The 14,754-nt window shown below is 39.7% G+C and carries 14 protein-coding genes; 5 read left to right on the top strand and 9 right to left on the bottom strand.

What is annotated here, in order from left to right:
* Positions 1 to 19: 19 nt before the first annotated feature.
* The 8 genes from hemB to hemA all read right to left on the bottom strand — a co-directional run bounded on the left by hemB (position 20) and on the right by hemA (position 8,173).
* A complete protein-coding gene (hemB, locus tag ABJN95_RS04120) occupies positions 20 to 1,006 on the bottom strand; it encodes a porphobilinogen synthase (RefSeq protein WP_348368731.1) in 987 nt (328 codons plus the stop codon).
* A 54-nt stretch (positions 1,007 to 1,060) separates the two neighbouring features.
* Positions 1,061 to 1,675, bottom strand: coding sequence for a hypothetical protein (locus tag ABJN95_RS04115; protein WP_348368730.1), 615 nt, complete (start codon positions 1,673 to 1,675; stop codon positions 1,061 to 1,063).
* A gap of 9 nt (positions 1,676 to 1,684) precedes the next feature.
* Positions 1,685 to 2,635, bottom strand: a complete 951-nt coding sequence (locus tag ABJN95_RS04110; RefSeq protein ID WP_348368729.1) for a DUF4421 family protein — start codon at positions 2,633 to 2,635, stop codon at positions 1,685 to 1,687.
* A gap of 74 nt (positions 2,636 to 2,709) precedes the next feature.
* Positions 2,710 to 3,612, bottom strand: a complete 903-nt coding sequence (gene hemF, locus ABJN95_RS04105; protein ID WP_348368728.1) for an oxygen-dependent coproporphyrinogen oxidase — start codon at positions 3,610 to 3,612, stop codon at positions 2,710 to 2,712.
* The gene (locus tag ABJN95_RS04100) at positions 3,602 to 4,141 is read right to left on the bottom strand and encodes a GNAT family N-acetyltransferase (protein WP_348368727.1); all 540 of its coding nucleotides are present in this window, start codon (positions 4,139 to 4,141) and stop codon (positions 3,602 to 3,604) included. Before ABJN95_RS04100 ends, hemF begins: the two co-directional genes overlap by 11 nt.
* 19 nt (positions 4,142 to 4,160) lie before the next feature.
* Positions 4,161 to 5,195 carry a uroporphyrinogen decarboxylase gene (gene hemE, locus ABJN95_RS04095; RefSeq protein WP_348368726.1) on the bottom strand — a complete coding sequence of 345 codons (1,035 nt, stop codon included), beginning with the start codon at positions 5,193 to 5,195 and terminating at the stop codon, positions 4,161 to 4,163.
* Between the two features lie 138 nt (positions 5,196 to 5,333).
* On the bottom strand, positions 5,334 to 6,917 hold the full coding sequence (hemC, locus tag ABJN95_RS04090; RefSeq protein WP_348368725.1) for a hydroxymethylbilane synthase: 1,584 nt from the start codon (positions 6,915 to 6,917) through the stop codon (positions 5,334 to 5,336).
* Positions 6,914 to 8,173: a glutamyl-tRNA reductase gene (hemA, locus tag ABJN95_RS04085; RefSeq protein ID WP_348368724.1), complete on the bottom strand. Its 1,260-nt coding sequence runs from the start codon at positions 8,171 to 8,173 to the stop codon at positions 6,914 to 6,916. Before hemA ends, hemC begins: the two co-directional genes overlap by 4 nt.
* Before the next feature lie 203 nt (positions 8,174 to 8,376).
* On the opposite strand from hemA, the gene ABJN95_RS04080 reads away from it, so the two are divergent.
* The 3 genes from ABJN95_RS04080 (at position 8,377) to ABJN95_RS04070 (ending at position 11,137) form a co-directional block, all read left to right on the top strand.
* On the top strand, positions 8,377 to 9,261 hold the full coding sequence (locus ABJN95_RS04080) for an AraC family transcriptional regulator (protein ID WP_348368723.1): 885 nt from the start codon (positions 8,377 to 8,379) through the stop codon (positions 9,259 to 9,261).
* Between the two features lie 12 nt (positions 9,262 to 9,273).
* On the top strand, positions 9,274 to 9,648 hold the full coding sequence (locus ABJN95_RS04075) for a VOC family protein (RefSeq protein WP_348368722.1): 375 nt from the start codon (positions 9,274 to 9,276) through the stop codon (positions 9,646 to 9,648).
* A 595-nt stretch (positions 9,649 to 10,243) separates the two neighbouring features.
* Entirely contained in the window at positions 10,244 to 11,137 is an 894-nt protein-coding gene (locus ABJN95_RS04070) for a hypothetical protein (protein ID WP_348368721.1), read from the top strand.
* A 26-nt stretch (positions 11,138 to 11,163) separates the two neighbouring features.
* Here the strand turns inward: ABJN95_RS04070 and ABJN95_RS04065 are convergent, their stop codons facing one another.
* Positions 11,164 to 12,006 (bottom strand): N-acetylmuramoyl-L-alanine amidase-like domain-containing protein, encoded by an 843-nt coding sequence (locus ABJN95_RS04065; RefSeq protein ID WP_348368720.1) that lies wholly within the window; start codon positions 12,004 to 12,006, stop codon positions 11,164 to 11,166.
* A gap of 226 nt (positions 12,007 to 12,232) precedes the next feature.
* On the opposite strand from ABJN95_RS04065, the gene ABJN95_RS04060 reads away from it, so the two are divergent.
* Both ABJN95_RS04060 and ABJN95_RS04055 read left to right on the top strand, forming a co-directional pair.
* Entirely contained in the window at positions 12,233 to 13,573 is a 1,341-nt protein-coding gene (locus ABJN95_RS04060) for a microtubule-binding protein (RefSeq protein ID WP_348368719.1), read from the top strand.
* A gap of 124 nt (positions 13,574 to 13,697) precedes the next feature.
* Positions 13,698 to 14,750 carry a hypothetical protein gene (locus tag ABJN95_RS04055; RefSeq protein ID WP_348368718.1) on the top strand — a complete coding sequence of 351 codons (1,053 nt, stop codon included), beginning with the start codon at positions 13,698 to 13,700 and terminating at the stop codon, positions 14,748 to 14,750.
* The last annotated feature ends 4 nt before the right edge of the window (positions 14,751 to 14,754 follow it).

Genomic DNA, 14,754 nt, shown 5'->3' with positions numbered 1-14,754 from the left:
AGAAATGAACAAAAGCAGCTTACATCAACCGAATGGCATCTTTTGCAAAGTAACTAGCAATGATGTTGGCTCCTGCTCTTTTGATCGCAATCAATTGCTCCATCATAACCGCATCATGGTCTAGCCATCCTTTTTCGGCGGCCGCTTTTAACATGGCATATTCTCCACTAACCTGATATACGGCAACTGGAACATCAACTTCATTTCTGATTTCTCGAACGATATCTAGATAGGCTAATCCCGGTTTTACCATTACGATATCAGCGCCTTCATCGATATCAGCTTGGGTTTCGGCGATGGCTTCGAAACGATTGGCAGAATCCATTTGATAAGTTTTTTTGTCTTTGGGCACATTTTTCATAGCAACCGGTGCGGAATCTAAAGCGTCGCGAAAAGGGCCATAAAAGGCACTAGCATATTTGGCACTATAGCTCATAATACCGGTGTTTATATGGCCTTCATCTTCCAAGGCCTCTCGAATGGTCAGTATACGCCCATCCATCATATCACTAGGCGCTACGAAATCTGCTCCAGCATCGGCATGGCTAACACTCATTTCGGCAAGAATTTCCGAAGTCTCATCATTTAATACCTGCCCGTCTTGAACAATACCATCATGACCTAAGGAAGAAAACGGGTCTAATGCAACATCAGTCATGACCAACATATCTGGGCAAGCACTTTTAACCGTTTTGATGGCCAATTGCATCAAACCGTTAGGGTTAAGCGCTTCCGTACCCTTATTATCCTTTAAATTATCAGGCACTTTTACAAAAAGAAGCACTGCGCAAAGCCCCATATTCCACAGTTCTTTTACCTCTTTCTCAAGATGATCTAAACTCATACGATAATAGTTGGGCATAGAAGCTATCTCTTCCTTTACATCATTGCCTTCAACAATGAAAAGTGGAACTAGAAAATCACTAGGCGTAATAATAGTTTCTCGTACCAAATGTCGAATAGCATCATTGGTTCTCAAGCGTCTATTTCTTCGGAGTGGATACATCTTTGGAATTTAAATTCAAAGTTAATTAATATTCGGATGAAGCAGGTATCAAGCTCATTCGATTGCTTTATTCATCTGTTCTTTACAATCAATAATTTCAAGTAGGTCTTCCTTCAAGCCATAGTCCGCCCATAGTTCGAGATCCTTTTTAATCGACAGCGGATTTTGATCAGCATCAATATAGGTTCGTATAGACGCTACCGTTGACAAATCTATGGCATCTATTTTTAGGATGGAATTTTTGCCAGGAATGGTATACTGCCCTTCGTAATCATAGCAAAACACTAAAACTCGATCTCCGATGGCTACATTGCTTTCATGGAAACAATCTGTAATAAAGAATTTTTGCCCGGCATAACTATTCTCACCCAGATCTTTGATTTTGTAGACCTTATCCAATTCAACTACCCCCTCTTGCGACGTATATAAAGGCCCAGGATCATCGGTAGGCTCATTTAGTGCTCTCAGTGTTCCTTCGAATACCAATGAGAGTTCATCGCCACAAGCCCCAATAAAGGGCCCTGATTTTGGCCACCAGTAAGTGTACCCGACATGCAAAGTATCTTGGGTGAAAACCACCTCAATATCACTTTTTGTTTTTTTGGTATTGCAAGCAGCCAAACACATTTGAACAAGCAAAATTAGATGAAGAATGTTTTTTCGGTACATTTCCTAGAATTAATCTAATCCAAATTTACGATTTACTTTTGCCGCTTTGTCTATCCATTTTTTGGGAGCTTTAAACCGATAGCCTAAATAGATCTCGGCAAAGGTAATGTCATCTTGAAGGATAGTATTTGGGTTTGCATCATACTCTACAAATTGAAAACTTACATTTAAGCCTGTAAAGAAATGCTCTGAGTTGTAACCTATAGCTGTTCGTAGCATGGTTTGAAACAAAAAAGCAGAATTATTATTTTCCGATGATTTTGTAAAGTTAACTCCAAACCCTGCGGTTATACCTGCGGCAAGTATGATATGTTTTTTGACTACCCAGTTATAATAGTACCCTGGCCCGAGTGCAAGGTTAATGGCCTGGTTTCCCGTGAAGAGGCCGGTATTTTGAAGATTAAACCTTGTGTAGTACATCGACAAACTTGGAATAAAGCTACCGGCACTTTTTTTCTGCCATTCGTTTTGAAAACCAATGGCTCTGAAAGAGAATTTGTCGTTAAAGATATAGCTTGTTGTGCCGCCTATTTTCAATGTTCTAGCCTCTGGGAAGGATAAAAAGTCAATCTCTTCAAGATTCCCCAAAAAAAATCCCTTTTGCTTGTAGAAATCTAAGGTTTGCATCCACTTGCCCATAAACATTCTAAAGTTTAAGGTGAAAAGTTTTGAACCCTTGTTATCTTGATTCTCGGAAAAGAAATTAGGGGCATAACCTAGATCTAATTCCACTGATCTAAACAGAAATGATATTCCAAGATAGGTTTTATCATTTGGAACAAGGGAAGTTATTTCGTTGGTTTCAGTGTTGGTAAAGACAAAACTATTGGAAGTATTTTGAACCCCAAGACGAACGGTTACTTTCTCGGGAAATTTTCGAACATATGCCGAATCTTGTTGAGCAAAACCTGCCAAGGAATACAACAAAATTATAGTAGTTATACCTGTTTTTGACTTCAATAGCGTGCCTGTTAATCTGTAGATAGCGATGCGTTATAGGTTTTAATTCTGCCAATTGGTTTTGACAAGTGCAATTAAACCCATTCTCTAGGGTTTTTCAATACCTCCAATAGCTTAGCCTCCTCACTTCCCTTTTTTGGCTGATGATCATATTGCCATTGTACATGTGGGGGCAGACTCATCAGAATACTTTCGATACGCCCATTGGTCTTCAGGCCGAATAAAGTGCCCTTATCATGAACCAAATTGAACTCTACATATCGTCCTCTTCGAATTTCCTGCCAATCACGCTGAAGCCGAGTAAATTCAATATCTTTACGTTTTATAACGATGGGTACATAAGCTTCTAAAAAGCTATCACCCACTTCGGTGACAAAGGCATACCAATCTTGCATTTGCATCTCATCAGTAGTTTTGCAATAGTCAAAAAATAGTCCGCCTAAACCTCGAGCTTCATTGCGATGTGAGTTCCAAAAATAGTCATCACACCGCTTTTTATATTTCGAATGAAATTCACCATGGTGTGCATCACAGGCTCTTTTACAAACAGCATGAAAATGAATAGCATCTTCGTCAAAGAGATAGTAAGGTGTTAAATCTTGACCACCTCCAAACCATTGATCGACAATATTTCCATTTTTGTTATACATTTCAAAATAGCGCCAATTTGCATGTACCGTCGGAACCATTGGGTTAGTCGGATGCAACACCAAACTCAATCCGCAGGCAAAAAAATCGGTATCTTCAACACCAAAATAGGCTTGCATGCTTTTGGGAAGGGCGCCATGAACTCTTGAAATATTGACGCCTCCTTTTTCAAAAACCGCTCCCTTTTCAATAACACGAGTTCTTCCTCCACCTCCTTCGGGTCGCTCCCATATATCTTCTTTGAACTTGGCTTTGCCGTCAACTTCTTCGAGTTTTGAAGTAATGGTGTTTTGAAGATCTTGAATATATGCGTAGAATTTATCCTTCATAATTCAATTCATAAAGTTCCATATCTAGCGGTGCTTCCCCTGGGGGAGTATGTGCCTGAGCCAACACCTTTTTCCAAATATACCCACATTTTTGTGCAACTCGAATACTACCGAGATTGCTTTTATGCACAATGATTTGAAGGGTTTTCAACTCCAGATCTTCCAAGGCCCAGGTAGAAATCGCTTTTATTGTTTGGCTCATATAGCCCTTTCCTTCTACTTGGTAGCCAATGCAATACGCAAGTTCGCCTTGCTTCTTTGTCCAATCAAGATTTTTAAGATAGACCAAGCCGATTAGGGTATGATTTTCTTTTTCCTTTAAAACAAATAGGAATTCTTCTTTAGCTTCAAACGCTTTAACTTTTCGTGCAACAAAGTAGGTAGATAGATCGGGAGTAAGATTTTGTTCTAATGTTTTCGGAAAGAATCGCTGTAAACGTTCTTCATTTATCGTACAAAAATCACAGATACGCCAGGCATACTTTTCATGTATGGCATCTAGATAATAAGTTTCAAATTCTATAAACACAAGTGGCTCTTTTGGTCTTCTATACGAGAGTCTTATACTCCTTTACGGCATCGATAAAGGCTTTTGCATTATCAACGGGCACATTGGGTAAAATACCATGACCTAAATTTACAATGTATTTATCCTTGCCAAATTCGTTGATCATTTGGCGTACCATTTTCTTAATGTCAGAAGGTGGAGAAAGTAAACGAGCTGGGTCAAAATTACCCTGAAGCGTAATGTTTCCTCCGGTTAGGTAGCGCGCATTTCTTGCGGAGCAAGTCCAATCGACACCTAGGGCAGAAGCACCCGATTTTGCCATTTCACCCAAGGCGAACCAGCACCCTTTTCCGAAAACTATTACTGGGCTTATATTCTTCAAAGCGTCAATAATCTGCTGAATGTATTGCCATGAAAATTCTTGATAATCTACGGGAGAAAGCATGCCTCCCCAAGAGTCAAAAACCTGAACAGCATTTACGCCGGCCTTCACTTTTGCTTTTAAATAGGCAATGGTAGTATCGGTTATCTTCTGTAACAATTCATGGGCTACGAGAGGTTGGGTAAAACAAAGTTCTTTGGCTTTGTCAAAGGTTTTGCTGCCTTGACCTTGAACACAATAGCAAAGAATCGTCCACGGAGAACCTGCAAAACCGATTAATGGCACCTCATTGTTTAACTTTTCTTTGGTGGCTTTGATAGCATCCATTACGTATCCTAGCGTATCATTGACGTCAGGTATGATTACCGAATCCAAATCTTGTCGCGACCGAATGGGGTTAGGCAGATAGGGCCCAAAATCAGGTTTCATCTCAACCTCAATGTTCATTGCTTGCGGAATCACCAAAATATCTGAAAATAAAATCGCCGCATCCATACCATATCTTCGGATGGGCTGTACCGTGATTTCGGAAGCCAATTCGGGAGTTTGACATCGGGTAAAGAAATCATACTTGGCTTTGATCTCCATAAATTCCGGGAGATATCGCCCCGCTTGTCGCATCATCCAAACTGGAGGTCTTTCAACGGTTTCGCCCTTTAGGGCTTTTAGGAATAGGTCGTTTTTTAAACTCATACTTAATTTTAGTTCGTCATTGTAAGGAGCTTGTCGCGATCTGGCTATCTGTTTTAATCTTGTTCAGAGCTTCAACAGATCGTTTCGCCGCATGCGCTCTCTTGCAGAAGTACAACCTCCACGCAAAGACGCTTTTATTTAACTCTTGTTATTCTCATTCACCAACTCAATCACACTTTCGACCGTCGGAATCTTGGCCACACGAACATCAGTAAAATGTTTCCTAGCCTCGGATGCTGTTGTTTCTCCAATACAATAGGCTGTTCTTTTATCTGCGGTATTTTTTGATAAAAAGCTCGCTACTCCTGAAGGACTGAATAGTAGAACCCGCTTTACGCCATCTGGTACTTTTATCGCAGCCTGCTTCGTTTTATAGGCTATGACTTCGTTGACTTGAATATTGTTTTCCGCTAAGATATTGGGCAACTCGTCCAAACGGATATTGCTACAAAAATAAGTGACTTCTGTTCCATCCATAAATTCCACAAGATGTTCAGCCAGAGCTTTTGCATTAGGCGCAGCGTGGGCCACTTTTCCAATTCGAGACTCAATCAGTTTTTTTGTACGACGACCTATACAGTAAATATTTTTAAACTTTAGCGTAGTGGTATCAACACTATCAGTGAGTGCTTCAACGGCATTCTTGCTAGTGATAATAACGTTTTGAACATCTTTCTTTAAAGATGCTACCGGCAGACGGTTGGAATAGATTTGAACGAAATCATCGGAATCAACTTTCATTCTTTTATCGAACAATTGACGTTGCTCGGAAGTCAATTTTTTAGTGGAAAAAACGGTTGCTCGACGTTCTAACGCTACCAATTCGTTCATCAAGCGTTTACCGCCACGAGCCAGAATACTATTTGCACAATCGCGGCCCAAATGTTCATGCTCTCCCAAGCTTGCGCTTACCTCGGCTTCCAATTTTTTAGAACCGTCAACAGTCAATAAAATGCCTTTCAAAACAACTTTATCATCATTGTTGATGTAGCAAAGACCTCCAATTGGAGCTGTACAACCTCCCTCTAACAATCTCAAAAATTCACGTTCTTGTGTGACACAGATTTCCGTTCTTTCGTGATTCAACTCAGCACAAATCTCCCGTATTTCTTCATCAGCTTCCATGGCGACAACCATGATAGCTCCCTGTGCGGGTGCGGGAACCATCCAGGTTAATCCGATGGTATCTTCGGGTTCTACTCCAATACGTTCCAATCCTGCAGCAGCGAAGATCGCACCATTCCAGGTGTTATTTTTTAACTTTTCAAGTCTACTATTTACATTTCCTCGCAGATCGACAACAGTATGCGTTGGATAGCGATTCAACCACTGTGCTTTTCTACGAAGGCTTCCGGTGGCGATAATGCCATCTGGTTGGGCAAGAAATTCCTGATTGTCTTTATACGCAAGAATATCCATGAAGTTGGCGCGCTCTAAAACCGCTGCTTGAACAATTCCTTTAGGTAAAGCGGTTGGTACATCCTTCATAGAGTGAACGGCAATATCGATATCGCCGTTGAGCATAGCAAGATCTAAGGTCTTGGTAAAAATGCCGGTGATGCCTAACTCGTATAGTGGTTTGTCAAGAAAGATATCGCCAGTAGACTTTACCGGAACGAGCTTCGTTTGATGACCCCGGGCTTCGAGCATATCTTTAACGGTATTTGCCTGCCATAGTGCTAATTCACTATCGCGGGTACCGATGCGTATCACCTTGCTCATTGCAGGCTGTCAATTTCGAGTTGGAAAACTTCTTTGATCAGTGCGAGACTAGTATCTGAATCTACAGCATCGTCTTTGAGGTGGTTGGCGAACTGCTTGGTAATCTTCTGAATAATACGATTTGAAATAAGGTCTGCCTGTTCTTCGTTAAAATCTACTTGCTTTTTAGATTGGTAGTCCATCTCTTCCTCCTTCATCGTTTTTAGTTTTTGCTTCAAGGCCTTAATTACAGGAGCAAACTTACGGGTTTCCAACCATTGAATAAAGTCACTTTTTATTTCCTCAATGATGGCTTCGGCGTGTGGAATAAACTGTTTGCGACGCTCTAAAGTCTCATCAGTCATTTGTGAAAGATGATCCAAATGTATCGTTGTAACATTATCTAAATCTATGACGTTGTCTGCAACATTTTTGGGTATCGATAAATCAAGTATCAGTAGTGGTTTCTTCGTATAAATAAGTTCTTTCGAGATCGTAGGTGAATGTGCTCCTGTGGCAACCACCAGAACATCTGCCTTCCTAATTTCGGTCTGTAAATCGCCAAAGTCTTTTACCGTAAGATTGAACTTTCCCGCGATTTTTTCCGCTTTGTCTCTAGTGCGGTTAATCAACGTTATGTGCGGGTTTTTTGTATGTTTTATAAGGTTTTCACAGGTATTTCTTCCTATTTTTCCAGTGCCAAAAAGGAGGATATTTTTATGTGATATCTCTGGAACGTTCTTAAGTATGAATTGTACAGAAGCGAAAGCTACTGATGTAGCCCCAGAAGAAATTTCGGTTTCGTTTTTAATACGTTTGCTCGCTTGAATGACCGAATTGCACAAACGCTCAATAAACGGATTCGCGATACCCGCTTTTTTAGAACGATTAAAACTCTGTTTTAGCTGACTGACAATTTCGAAATCTCCGAGTATCTGACTGTCGAGTCCGGTACCTACTTTAAACAAATGACCGATAGCATCATTGTTCTTGTACACATAGGCCACCTCTTGAAATTCTTCAACAGTACCCTGGGTATGCTGACAAAGTAGTTTAATCAATTGAAAGGGATGTTGCGCAAAACCGTGCAACTCAGTTCGATTGCAGGTAGAAGTTGCTAAAAGTCCGTCTATACCCTGTTCTTTAGCGTCTTCCAGAAGCGAACTCATCTGGGCGGCTTCCATACTGAAACGACCGCGGAGTTCAGCATCTGCCTTTTTGTAGTTAAGGCCTATGGTGTAAAAAGAATTGTGTCTTGAAATGTGATAATCCTTCATGCAGTTTACGCGAACGACAGCAAAAATAAGTTCATGAAGGTTAAAAAAGTAACGCTAGCGGAACAATTAATGTCGATAAGGGTATTTTTAGACGTATTTTGATGTATTTCCGTCGAATAGCACTATTTTTATACGGTTATCGGATGATTGACTTCATTTTATTTAGAACGTTTCTAAATAAAATGAATTAAATATATGTTCTTATGGAGGTAAAAAATGTCGCTGAAGGTTCATTCCATGAAGTTTTAATTGAAGATGGGTTTTATGTGCTTAAAATTCAGAACGATACTGCTCGTATTCAGAAGGTTAGTCGTGAAATAGATAGTTCGTTTATTCAGTTTCATTTCTGTTTGAAGGGCAACGCCAAATTCGTTTTTAATCAGGGTCGTTATGCCTTGGAAGTTTCTGAAGAAAATTCGCTTTTGCTCTACAATACCCAAATGGATTTGCCCCTGAACTTAGAACTCAATGCAAATTCTTGGCTTGTTTCTGTAGTAATGACCATTCGAAAATTTCATTCTCTTTTTTCCAAAGAAGCGAACTACATTCCTTTTTTAAGTGAAGAGAATAGAGATAAAAAATACTATACCCAAGAGGGTGTGAGCCCAGCAATTGCTGTAGTGCTAAGTCAAATAATGAACTACAACTTACATCCATCTATAAAGGAATTATATATTAAGGGAAAGGTGTATGAACTGATTTCACTGTATTTTAACAAAGGTACGGATGCAGATATAGAACAATGCCCATTTTTGGTAGATGAGGATAATGTTAGGCGTATCCGACAAGCGAAGGAAATTATGATCTCACGAATGGCCGAACCTCCAACCCTGGCTGAATTATCGGATGAGATCGGACTTTCGCTAAAAAAACTGAAAGAAGGCTTCAAACAGGTATATGGCGATTCGGTTTTCAGTTTTCTCTTTGATTACAAGATGGAATACGCTCGAAAAATGTTGGAAACGGGCCAACACAATGTCAATGAGGTTGGACTAAAAGTAGGTTATAGCACTGCAAGTCATTTTATAGCTGCCTTTAAAAAGAGATATGGCACAACGCCAAAGAAGTATTTGATGAGTTTGGCTTAACAATTCGAAAATATGAATCTGAATCAAGTTACAGTGCCGTCAATTGATGTGGGTAAGGCCATTCTTTTCTACGAAAAGCTAGGGCTTCATTTAATAGTGAAGTCGCTGCCGCATTATGCGCGTTTTGAATGCCCCAATGGCGATGCAACCTTCTCTATTCATCGGGTTGAAGCCTTACCGAAAGGGAACGGTGCGAATGTATATTTCGAATGTTCCGATTTAGACGGTCATGTAAAAAATTTGCTAGAAAAGGGGATCGTAGTTGATGAACTTCCGAATGATAAACCATGGCTTTGGAGAGAAGCGCGCTTGCTTGATTTGGATAACAATCAAATCATTTTGTTTTATGGCGGAAAAAATAGAAAGAACCCACCTTGGCGCCTATAATACTATAAGGGCCGCGCTATCATACTAGCTGTATTCTTCTTAAGTACGCAGCAATAGGAAGCTCAGAAACTTCTACCTTATTTGAGCCCATCGAAGTATGTGATCAATGCATCTGGCCCTCTTTCTCAGATGTGATAATTCCACTGCCTTTAAAATATAGCCATCGAAAAAGTGCAACTCCAGAAAAAGCACATCATTTCCGAGGATGTTACATTTCTTGGATAGATTGTTACATGTTGAATATTCCTTTAGATCGAATGAATATACTTTTGGTAACAGAACTTTAAAAAATGGGGGCATAAAGCTAAAACAGTGAAAACTTCCTATAGGTATTTTTTTTGGGCACCGCTTCTTACAAAAGCGTGAATTTTTGAAATACTATTAAACTGGATAATGAGAAACATAAAGAAACAACATGCACAATAGCACACCTTATAAGATTCTTAGGCTGCCATAGAAGCGCTTCTTTAGGGTCAATTTGGTTCTTATCATAAATCCTTAAGTATTGAAACCTTGAGATACAATGAAGGTTTTAGTCCTGATTTTTTGCAAAGGCCAAAACGAAATTAAGAACACATTTTAAAAACATAGAATAATGAAAACCAAAGTAATATTAATTGTAATGACCGTTTCGGCCAGCTTGTGCTGTATGGCCCAGAGCGATGAAGAGAAAAAAGCACTAAAGATGATGGACAGTATGATGGGAACCTTGCCTGATGATCAAAAGGCATTTATGCAACAGATAATGCAAATGGGGGAGGAAGCCGAAGTAAAGCGCAAAAAGGATAAAGAACAAGAAAATAGTGCACGTGAAAAACAAGCCAAAATTGACGCAAAAAAAGGTGAAATGGAGTTCTATTGGCGCAATAAAATCGCTAGCAATACACAGGGAAAATTTGAGAATTGGACCCATGGAACTGCGGAAATTAAAGTTAGGTTTTACGACTATAAGACAAAAAGTGAAACCTACTTAAATATGGGTGCAATTTCTTCGAATGGGCAAATTTCGTTGCAATTTCCCAGTTTAGATTACAGCAAATGGCAGACCGTACCCATCACAAAACCATTTGGTGAAGGAGACCTTATGATTTCAAGTTCCTTAGACCTAGACTTTTCGAATAAAGATGTTCGCTATTTTTCAACCCAACATAATTTGGGGGTTTACAAAGGTGATACCTACTTAGGTTTCTTACATCTTGGCAATACTATAAAACCTGTTGTCAACCTCAACTCACCCTGTTGTTTCTATAAAGCAGGTGATGGCTACGCCGCCCACTGGGTTTTTATGAGCGAAGCCAATTCCATTTCAGGCACTCATGGCGGAGCGACAAATATTGTTCATGATTTACAGTTTCGAAAAGGTTGGAATTTGATTATGATTCAGGTAGAAGGCATCACGAAAGAAGATAGCTCATGGAAAAACAAGTACTACAAAGCGACCACCAAACTACCAGCAGATGCGAAATATTACTTTCATTCAAATCAATAAAAATTAGTGATGCAATGGGTATAAACCTATAGGGGCCGAGCGATCAAAATTCCTGTATTCTTCTTTATCTTCTTTAAATACTCCGCAAGAGGAAGTTCAGAAACTTCTACCTTCTTTGAACCCGTAGAGGCGTGCAATAAATGAATACGGCCGTCTTTTTCACGGGTTGCGATTCCGGTATGCGTCACATCGAGTCCGTTAATTGAAGTGGCCAAAGCAATGATATCTCCGGTCTGAATTAAATGTTCGTTCGCTTCGATCTGGTCTTGAGGAAGGTAGCAAAAACTTTCTTTGGCCAATTCTCTTTCGGTGGCAAGAATCTTTTCAAAGTTAGCGTCATCTTTTAGAAAAGGATATAATTCACGATGCGTTCCCATAAAATTGATGTCTTTGTTGACTGCAATTCCACCCACTTCCGCTGTGATGTCTTTCAGTAAACCCTTTTGCTGGTTATTGCGAATCCATTCTGTAAAATAATGTAGTCTAGAGCCGTATCCATCGAGTATTCCATCTTTATACCGAATGGTTTTTAAGGTATCGGTAAAGCTATCAAAATCAGCTTTCCCATCTCTTAAAAGCAAACTAAACGCAAGTACATTTTCGACATAGGTCGTACAATCTAATCCTTGTAAATTAATGACCAATGATTCTTTTTCACCGATCTCCAAAGTTTTGGCAACATAAGGAATTCCCATAAAAGTCTTTCCAACTGCAACCAGGGTTACTCCGAAATCGCGCTCTAATAGGCCATCGATTTCAACGATTTTATTTTCAAAGGCTTTTTTGTCAGCAGGGGAGCAAGTGATTTGCTGGGCAAAAGAGACTTGGGCGGTCAAAAAAAGAATTACGAACAAATGCAGCGTCTTCATAGGGTTGCGATATACTTCTCAAAAATACGCAATAATTGCACCATATTTAATGGCCTATGAGTTCTTAAATCGTCTCATTCAGCAATCGAATTTTAATTCTGTTCGTAACAAATCTGAATTTCATGCTACATATAATTTGCACACTTCATCAATAGTGCTTTTCCAGCTCGGTTTTTTTACCGAAATTGAAACTTCGAATTTTATAAACCTAAAAACACAATATAGAATGGCCGACGATTTTGATTTATTAGAAACTGATTCCACTTCAAAACAAGAAAAAGTAGATGTCAATTGGGGCAAAGCTGTGGACCAAATGAAGTCCAAACTTGCACAAGAGGATGATCCTGAAGTGCGTCAAAAAATATTGAATGCCACCCTTGATGATGTGGTGGGGATGGCCGAAAAAGATAGAAAGTCTTTACTAGAAGCTATCAAAGACCTGACAGATTACCAAGATGAAGTAGGTATTATTTTCGAAAAATTCTCAACGCTAAATGCGGCAGAGCAAAAAGTTATCGACGATGCGCAAAAAGCATTAGAACGTGCCAAAGTGGCCTTGGAAGATGCTGAAAATGTTAAAGACAATTGGTGGAACAACCTCTGGGGTAGAAAATCAAAAATAAAAAAACGTCAAGCAGAATTGGATGCTGCGCAAAAGACCAGAGATGGAGCCGACTTGAAAGCAAAGCAAATGTTCCAAGAACGTATCGAATCTGCAGATGTACAAACCTTGCTAAATGAACTTTCTTACAAGAGTCAAGCTGCCGTGGGGCGTTTGAAAAATAGGGAGAGTGAAATCAAAGAAGTGGAAGACAAACTTCAGGTTGCCATTGTTGAAGCAAGTAAGAACCACACTAAGGCGCTAGAAAAGAAAAAGGAAACTGAAGATAAGCTCGAAGAGCAATACGCCCTTCTAAAACAAGCCCGCCAGGCCTTAGATGAAATTTCCGATAAGCAATCTGCTGCCTATTCTGAAGCTATAGGTAAGGTGACCACCATCGAGCAGAAAGTGGAAGAGTTAGAAGGTTTGAAAAATGCCTATACGACCCTTGCAGCCAGTAAAGACAGTTTCGTTCACAAGCATAACTTGACCATTAAAGTGTTGACTTCATTGCGTAGCAATTTGCAAACACATCGAGCGAAATTGAAAAGTGATACTGACGAGCGATTGAAATATTATGATGGCTATGTAGTGGCTTTAAAGGCGCGTACAGACCAGGAATTTGCGGCAATTTTAGAACATTTAGGAGTCAAAACCGATGAGCATATTGGGCAGACTCTGGCTTCAATGCATACGGCAAGTGCCAAAGCACGTCAAGAAATGATGGATAACATTCCGGTGCACGAAAAAGTGATGCAAGGAGTATACTCTAGTTATGCAGAAGCACTACAGGAAATTCGAGTGAAGGATTCCGAGATTCAAAAGAACTTCGCCGATCGATATGGTATCGATATGAAGGAGATATTTGAAGAGTACTACGCTAATGATGGTGATACGCCTTCGAATGATGGCGATGATGACGCACCCGCTGCAGCACCTGCTGCTGAAGATGATTTGTTAAGTTAAGATCAACTTTTTAGTATTTTTTACTGTCAGTTCGAGCGGAGTCGAGAATAACTAGCTCTCGACTCTGCTCGAGAAGGCAACCTTCTATTTGATTCCCATATTTTAGTAAAATCAGACTTAGTTCATGGCCATAAACCAAATTGTTACACCTTTAGATAGTGCCGTTCTTGAAACCAAAGAACAGTACAAAATCTATTTTAAGATAGTGGCCCATGCGTTTAGCGAATTGGTAAACAGTATTGAGAAGGAAAATATTTGTACAGACGCTGAAGCGACTTTTGTAAAGCAATATTGCGAATTGTTGAGCTATTCGTTGGAAGCCTTCCGAATAAAATATCTTTTTGATGATGACGAAAAAATGCGGGTAGATTTAACTGAATCTGGTTTTCCAAATTATCTAGAATTTCGATATCTGTATAATGACTTGGAGTTGCAACAAGAGCATGTGAGTAAACTTCCTGAAGTAGCTCAGTTGAAATCTGAATTTCTTGAAACCCTATTGAAGGAAAAGCAACCTATAAATGACCGAAGGCTACACCAGGCCGCATCGGTAATCTATTATTCGTCAGTAGAAAAGCAGTTTATTTACAGACGTTTTGTGCAAGGCAAAATATTGCCAGTAATGGGCCTAGATGCCGCGCATATGGTGAGCTGGTCTTTTTACGACGTTACCTCCAACCGACCCTTTATATGCTTTATGTATTTTGATTTGCACAAGGAAAAAGTAGAAGAGGTAAAAGAAGAGATATATTCGGTGCTCGAGAATACTGCAGACCGCAATATGGATATCGATATGATGGCCTACGCTATTGATAAAAAGTTGCCCTATGTATTTCCAAAACGGATTAAAAAGATGGATCTGGGCCCTTTACATAGTGTTTTCGCCAAGGATGAATTGGATATTACCCATGTAATTCTAAAAGCGATTGTAGAGAAAACCTTTGACCTTTCTGCCTATGCGATTTCCCTTCATATTAGCGAGGTGGTTTCTACCGCTGAGTTCAAGGAAGGCAGTTTTTTCAATAAGCAGGTTTTACAAGTTTGGGAAAAGTCAAAGCCGAAGAACTATTTGTTTTGTCCACACCGGGTTATGCAAGCTATGTATGACAATATACCCGAAACTATTAACGCATTAACTGGAAATCCGATAGAGATTCCTAGTATCAAATTAGACTAATACC

This window comes from Maribacter sp., assembly GCF_039974175.1.
Classification (GTDB): domain Bacteria; phylum Bacteroidota; class Bacteroidia; order Flavobacteriales; family Flavobacteriaceae; genus Maribacter_C.
Note: the sequence above shows the minus strand (reverse complement) of the source record. Positions and strands in the feature narration are given on the sequence as shown.

What these genes read in the sequence shown, in the direction of transcription:
- hemB (WP_348368731.1), bottom strand. Translation starts at nt 1,006, where the DNA reads ATGTATCCACTCCGAAGAAATAGACGCTTGAGAACCAATGATGCTATT.
- ABJN95_RS04065 (WP_348368720.1), bottom strand. Translation starts at nt 12,006, where the DNA reads ATGAAGACGCTGCATTTGTTCGTAATTCTTTTTTTGACCGCCCAAGTC.
- ABJN95_RS04115 (WP_348368730.1), bottom strand. Translation starts at nt 1,675, where the DNA reads ATGTACCGAAAAAACATTCTTCATCTAATTTTGCTTGTTCAAATGTGT.
- ABJN95_RS04070 (WP_348368721.1), top strand. Translation starts at nt 10,244, where the DNA reads ATGAAAACCAAAGTAATATTAATTGTAATGACCGTTTCGGCCAGCTTG.
- ABJN95_RS04060 (WP_348368719.1), top strand. Translation starts at nt 12,233, where the DNA reads ATGGCCGACGATTTTGATTTATTAGAAACTGATTCCACTTCAAAACAA.
- ABJN95_RS04075 (WP_348368722.1), top strand. Translation starts at nt 9,274, where the DNA reads ATGAATCTGAATCAAGTTACAGTGCCGTCAATTGATGTGGGTAAGGCC.
- hemC (WP_348368725.1), bottom strand. Translation starts at nt 6,917, where the DNA reads ATGAGCAAGGTGATACGCATCGGTACCCGCGATAGTGAATTAGCACTA.
- ABJN95_RS04080 (WP_348368723.1), top strand. Translation starts at nt 8,377, where the DNA reads ATGGAGGTAAAAAATGTCGCTGAAGGTTCATTCCATGAAGTTTTAATT.
- hemE (WP_348368726.1), bottom strand. Translation starts at nt 5,195, where the DNA reads ATGAGTTTAAAAAACGACCTATTCCTAAAAGCCCTAAAGGGCGAAACC.
- hemF (WP_348368728.1), bottom strand. Translation starts at nt 3,612, where the DNA reads ATGAAGGATAAATTCTACGCATATATTCAAGATCTTCAAAACACCATT.
- hemA (WP_348368724.1), bottom strand. Translation starts at nt 8,173, where the DNA reads ATGAAGGATTATCACATTTCAAGACACAATTCTTTTTACACCATAGGC.
- ABJN95_RS04055 (WP_348368718.1), top strand. Translation starts at nt 13,698, where the DNA reads ATGGCCATAAACCAAATTGTTACACCTTTAGATAGTGCCGTTCTTGAA.